Annotated in this window: 3 protein-coding genes; 2 read left to right on the top strand and 1 reads right to left on the bottom strand. The window is 73.8% G+C overall.

The features are described from left to right. Positions 1-590 (top strand): S1 family peptidase (locus ACFQ87_RS44350; protein WP_380616731.1); only part of this gene is annotated, 590 nt, incomplete at its 5' end. A gap of 82 nt (positions 591-672) precedes the next feature. On the opposite strand, the gene ACFQ87_RS44345 is transcribed toward ACFQ87_RS44350, so the two are convergent. Then, the gene (locus tag ACFQ87_RS44345) at positions 673-3,837 is read right to left on the bottom strand and encodes a bifunctional cytochrome P450/NADPH--P450 reductase (protein WP_380616730.1); all 3,165 of its coding nucleotides are present in this window, start codon (positions 3,835-3,837) and stop codon (positions 673-675) included. A gap of 166 nt (positions 3,838-4,003) precedes the next feature. On the opposite strand from ACFQ87_RS44345, the gene ACFQ87_RS44340 reads away from it, so the two are divergent. Then, positions 4,004-4,684, top strand: coding sequence for a LuxR C-terminal-related transcriptional regulator (locus tag ACFQ87_RS44340; protein WP_380616729.1), 681 nt, complete (start codon positions 4,004-4,006; stop codon positions 4,682-4,684). Positions 4,685-4,722: the final 38 nt, after the last annotated feature.

Here is a 4,722-nt window from a genome sequence, read left to right as displayed (position 1 = left end):
CCGACACCCTGACCATCCACCGCGTCGCCGGGGCCTTCACCCCGTTGCTCGCCGCGGGCGACGCCGTCTACGGCGGCAAGTACCGCTGCTCGCTCGGTTTCAACGTGTCGAGCGGGAACACCCACTACTTCCTCACCGCCGGCCACTGCGGGAACGTCGCCGGCACCTGGTACACCGACAAGGACCACACCACGCTGATCGGGCCGACCGACAGCTCCACCTTCCCGGGCCACGACTACGCGCTGGTCCGGTACGACGACAACGCGCTGGAGCGCCCCGGCGGCTTCACCTCCGCCCCGGACTCCTACATCGGCGAGCAGGTCACCCGCACCGGCTCGACCAGCGGCACCCACTCCGGCACGGTCACCGGCCTCAACGCCACCGTGCGCTACAGCGACGGCGGCACCGTCCGCGGCCTGATCCAGACCGACGTCTGCGCCGAGCCCGGCGACTCGGGCGGACCGCTGTACGAGGGCAGCAAGGCGCTCGGGCTCACGTCCGGCGGCAGCGGCGACTGCACCGTGGGCGGGACGACCTTCTACCAGCCGGTCAACGCGGCGCTCGCCAAGTACAAGGTGGCCGTGTACTGACCTCCCCTGAGCCGAACCCGGAGCCGGCCCCAGGCCCGAAGCCGTCCGCCCGCCGCACCTCGCGGCGGGCGGACGGCCCGTTTCAGCCTGCGTACACGTCCTCGACGTAGCGGCCGCCCTCGACCAGCCGCTGCAGCCAGTCCCGCGCCTGCTGCTCGTCCGCCCCGGGCGTGTGCTGCCGGAAGAGCGCCCGGAACGCGTCCCGCACGCCCGGCGCCATCCGGGCGCCGTCGCCGCACACGTACACCTTGGCGCCGGCCGCGAGCAGCTCCCAGACCTCCGCCGCCTCGACGGCGACGCGGTCCTGGACGAAGCGCTGCCCGTCCACCGGCCGCTCGCTGAACGCGGGCCGCATCGAGACCGCGCCGACCCCCTGGGCCGCCTCCAGTTCGGCCCGGTGCAGGTAGTCCGCCTCCGGGTCGTCGCAGCCGAAGTACAGCAGGGCCGGGGCGAGTTCCGCCCCGCCGTCGAGGAGCGCGCACCGGTCGGCGACGGCCCCGCGGAAGGGCGCCAGGCCGGTACCGGCCGCGATCATGATCACCGGGGTGTCGTGGCCGATCCGGAACACCTCCCGGCACGGCTGCACCCGGGCCCGCACGGTGTCCCCGACGGCCACCCGGTCGAGGTAGCCGGAGCCGGTGCCCCGGAAGGTCCCCCGGCCCGAGCGGGCCGGCGCGCTCAGCACGGAGACCATCAGGTCGACCCGGCCCGCGTCGCCGGCGGGCGAGGAGGAGATCGAGTAGTGCCGGGGCCGGATCGGCGGCAGCAGCTCCAGCAGCACCGGCCAGCTCAGCCGCTCCCGCAGCGCCGGGTGGTCCTCGATCAGGTCCAGCAGGGTGCGCGGGTCGTCCGCGGGCAGCGCCCGCAGGGCGGCCTGCTCGGGCGGGCAGGGGTTGAGCCCGGCCAGTACGGCACGCTGCCCGGCGGTCGGGCGGTCCTGCAACTCGACGTGGTGGGTGAGCAGTTCGCGCACCGTCAGCGGGCGGTCCACGGCCAGGCCGGTGCGCCGGTGCCCCACGACGGAGAGCACCGTGTCGAGCTCGACGCCGAACAGCTTGGCGGCGCGCTCGACCAGCTCCGGGTCGTTGGCCGGGAGCACGGTGAGGTGGTCGGCGGTCCGGTACTCCACCCCCTCCGGCAGGGCCAGCCGGACCAGCCGCTTGACCCGGTGGTAGTCGGGGTCGGTCAAGCTGTCGACGGCGGTGACGGTCAGCTCGCCCATGCCGTGCCGGGCGGCCAGCGCGTCCAGCGGGCCGCCGACCAGCTCGGTCACCGTGTACGCGGTCTCCTCCTGCCGCACCGCCGGGGCGTCCGCGTCCCCGTAGCGCTCCAGCAGGGCGACGCCCAGCGCCTCGGTGAACGCCCGGACGGCACCGGCCAGGTCGCCGGAGGCGTCGGCCTCGGCGCGGGCGAGCAGCCGGGTGCCGCCGAGGGCGGCGAGCCGGTCGTCGATCAGGGCGGGGACGCGCTGGTAGGTGGCGGCGTACGTGCGGTCGCCGATGCCGAGCACCGCGTACTCGACGCCGTCCGCGCTCCCCTCCTCCTGGAGGCGGCGGACGAACACGGCCGCGTCGTCGGTCGGCTGCCCGTTGTAGGAGGCGGCGGTGATCACCACCGGCCGGTCGGTGGGCAGCCCGTCCGCGTAGGCGTCCAGCGGGGTGACCTCGGTGGCGCAGCCGAGTTCGCCGGCGACGTCCGCGAGTTGGCGCGAGAACTCGCGGCAGGCGCCGTAGTTGGAACCGTGCAGGAGCAGCAGACCGGTGCCCTGGCGGACCCGGCCGGGCAGCTCGGAGCGCGCGGCCGGGCCCGCGCTCCGGACCGCCTGCGCCACCGGCGCGGGGGTGCGCGGGGCGAGGGCGAGGGTGAACCCGTCGGGCTTGATGGTGAGGGTCTGCTTGAGGGCCAGCCGGTAGTCGGCGTGGCCGATCAGCCGGTAGCGGTGGACCAGCATGGCCAGCAGCATGGTCGCCTCGTGCAGCGCGAACTGCCGCCCGATGCAGGCGCGTTCGCCGGTGCCGAAGGGCTTGAAGGCGTGCGGCGAGCGCGCCTCCTCCCGCTCGGGGTCGAACCGGGACGGGTCGAACAGCTCCGGGTTGTCGCCCCAGGCCGGGTCGCGGTGCAGCATCGGGGTCACCACGAAGATCGGCTGCCCGGGGCGAACGGGGATCCGCCCGCCCAGCAGGGTCTCCTCGCGCGCCTCCCGGCTGAACTGGGGCGCCGTCGGCCACAGCCGCAGTGCCTCGTTGAGCACCTGGCGGGTGCGGCGCAGCCGTCCGACGTCCTCGTACGAGGGCTCCGGGTCGGCCTGGTCACCCCAGAGCGCATCCACCTCCCGCTGGAGGCGCCGGAGTTCGGAAGGGTGCTTGGACAGGTAGTACAGCGCGAAGGAGAGCGCGCCCGAGGTGGTCTCGTGACCGGCGATCAGGAAGGTGATCACCTGGTTGCGGATGTTCTCGATGTCCAGCCGGGTGCCGTCGACGGGGTGCACCGCACCCAGCATCAGCCCGAGCAGGTCCTCGGCCGGGCCCTGCTCGCCGCTTTCGGCGCGGGCGGTGATCACCTCGTCCACCACCCCGGCCAGGTAGTCGGCGTCGGCGCGGAATGCGGCGTCGCGCTCGCTGTGGTCGAGCTCCGGGTCGCGGGTGAGCTTGGTCATCGCCCACTCCAGGCAGCGCACCATCGCCTCGACGAACGGGTGCAGATCGTCCCTTTCGAAGGAGCCGAAGTCGAAGCCGAACCCGGCCAGCCCGATGGTGTCCAGGGTCATCCTGGTCATGGCGTCGGGCACGTCCACCGTCAGCCCGGCGGCCGCGCGGCGGTCCCAGGAGCCGATCAGCCGGCGGGCCACCCGCAGCATCACCGGGTGGTAGGTGCGCATCGAGCCGAGCGCGAAGGCGGGCATCAGGATGTCGTGCGCCCGGGCCCAGTTGGGCTCCTCGTTGTAGGCGGTGAACAGGCCGTCGCCGGTGAACTCGCGGACGTTCTCCAGCGCCGGGCCGACGGCCTTGCGGAACCGCTCCTCGTCCGCCAGCTCCTCCACCAGCTCCAGGCTGCTGACCAGCACGGTGTCCCGTCCGTGCAGCCGCTGGACGAAGGCCGGGCCATGCTCTCTGACCAGCTCGATGGTCCGCAGCACGGGGGTGGAGACCGGCGGCAGCGCGGAGATGTCCACCAGGGGGACGTTCTGGGCCCGGGTCGGCGCCGCGGTCGGTGGAGTCGGCACGGCGTCGGTCGTGGTTTCGGTCATCGCTTGGTCCCTCCCAAGGAAAGTTCTCGACTCCTCCACTCTGCGCCCCCGGGACATGCGCACGGCAACGATCACTACATGATTGTGTAGTGGCAGCGGCATCCGGAGACTTGCCCACGACCCGTCAGATCTGATGCGGGCGGCTGCCGCGGGAGGAGAGCGGAGCATGCGACCGACCGACGGCTGCGGTCCGGCGCCGGGCACCCGGCTGGACGCCGCGGTGATCTGGCGCAACCGGGCGCTGCGTCTGCTGGACCATGTGCCGCTGCCCATCGCCGTGGTGGCGTGGGGCGGCGGGATCCTGATCGTCAACCGCGCGATGGCGGCCGAATTCGGCATGCTGCCGGGACAGTTGCGCAACCGCCGGATCCTGGAGTTCTTCACCTTGCGGGACAGCGCCACCCTGCAGGCGCTCGCCGAGGCCGTCCGGCTGCACCGCCGCTCGCAGTATCCGGCCAGGGTGTCCTGGAGGCCTTCCGGCGGCGGCGAGCGCCACGGCGAGATGACCGTCGACCTGGTCAGCGACACCCCGGAGCAGACCCCGAACCTGCTGCTCTCGCTGCACGCCCTGGACGAACCCGCCGTCCGGCCCGCTTGCCCGGCACCCGACCCGAGCGCCGCGGTCAGTGCGATCGAGGCCCGTATTCTCGCCGCGGCCGCCCGGGGCGCCACCACCGCCCGGATCGCCAAGGAGATCGGGCTCACCGCGGACGGCGTCAACTACCACCTCGCCCGGCTCACCCGCCGCTGGCAACTGCCCAACCGCACCGCCCTGGTGGCCCGCGCCTACGCCCTGGGCGTCCTCACCCCCGGCGCCTGGCCTCCGGAGGCGGCCCGGCCGCGGTGACGCGCGGAGCGGTCAGAGCAGCTCGGTGTCGATGACCG

It is taken from the genome of Kitasatospora sp. NPDC056531, assembly GCF_042794375.1.
In the GTDB taxonomy this organism is placed as follows: Bacteria; Actinomycetota; Actinomycetes; order Streptomycetales; family Streptomycetaceae; genus Kitasatospora.
Note: the sequence above shows the minus strand (reverse complement) of the source record. Positions and strands in the feature narration are given on the sequence as shown.